The sequence below is a fragment of the Pedobacter sp. 01T416_2 genome, from assembly GCF_056398925.1.
Genome location: NZ_JBFTQI010001143.1, coordinates 1 through 1,261, shown reverse-complemented (window position 1 = coordinate 1,261; position 1,261 = coordinate 1). Strand labels below are relative to the sequence as shown.

The 1,261-nt window shown below is 34.8% G+C and carries 2 protein-coding genes; both read left to right on the top strand.

Going from position 1 to position 1,261, the window contains the following annotated elements; translation table 11 throughout:
- Positions 1–352, top strand: a 352-nt coding sequence (locus tag AC1DPQ_RS28080) for a DUF5694 domain-containing protein (RefSeq protein ID WP_477611615.1), incomplete at its 5' end; no start/stop codon positions are given.
- A 12-nt stretch (positions 353–364) separates the two neighbouring features.
- Positions 365–1,261: hypothetical protein (locus AC1DPQ_RS28075; protein WP_477611614.1), on the top strand; the 897-nt coding region annotated here is incomplete at its 3' end.

Sequence of the window (1,261 nt, the reverse complement as noted above, 5' to 3'; positions counted from 1 at the left end):
GGACAAGCCTTATATAGAACAAAAAAAATATGAAGACTCTTTAGCTTTCTCTCTTCCACTTATTAAATATTTAAGGTATTTAAATTCTCCTGAAAAGCAAGCCAGATCTATTGGGAGGTGGCTCATTACAACCAAAAGAGGAACAAACCTCGAGCCCATAGGCGCTGACGGCTTTATTACACGATACTTTAACCGTAATGTTCGGATATATGCTAACATTCAGCGTATTGTTGAAAATCAAGAAGACAGGATACTTGTAATTTATGGGGCTACACATATGTACATGCTCAAACATTTATTTACCGCCAGCCCCGAATTCGACTTGAAAGATATAATGGAATATTTGAAATAGAACTAGCTAGAGATGAAAATACGCAATTACTTTAACCATTGGCTTGGAACAACACTTTGTGGCATTGCGCTATTGTTTTGTTCCAGWTACCTTCAAAGTTATATTTTTCCCAGTCAGAGATGGCAGGTTATAGACTACCTATCTTATCTTGCCATAATACTTACATCGTTTGGGGTTACGGCATGGAAAATGAACGGACAGGATGATGGGGTATCAGTAAAGCCCTTGCCTCTGGCTGTTGTAAGGTTAATATTGAGGTATTTTCTTGCCTTTATTTTTATGTACTACGGTTTTGCTAAATTATTGGATAATCAATTTTATCCGCTACTTTACCGTTCAGATAAAGTGGTGAGTCAGTTGAAAGGGATGGACAAAGCCTGGATCTTTTTTGGCCATTCAGAATCCTATAAGTACTTTTTAGGCTCTGCACAGGTATTTGCATCGGTTCTATTATTTTTCAGACGATCAACTTTTGCTGGTTTATTGTTGCTACTAACCATAAGCAGTAATATTGTCTATCTCAATTTCGCCTTTAATATTCCTGTTAAATTTGATTCGTGTTTCTATCTTTTTGTTAATCTCTACCTTTTAGCGTTTTACTTTAAGCAGGTTCAGCATTTCATATTAACCCATCCAGAACCTAAAATTAAAACTAAATACCATATAGTCAAAGATTTATTATTTGGTTTGATTATTCTTTTGATAATATCGGTGTCTTTTTCCTTACAGCTTAAGGCCAAATTTAGTGATACGTGGAAAACAAAGCTTTACGGCATATATGATGTAAGCTCGATTTTAAAAAATGGGAGAATTGATTCAGCACAAAACTTCAAAACATTTTATTTTGATATTGGGACATTGATGAACATCAGAAAAACTGATAATAAATTTGAATGGGCTGATTACAAG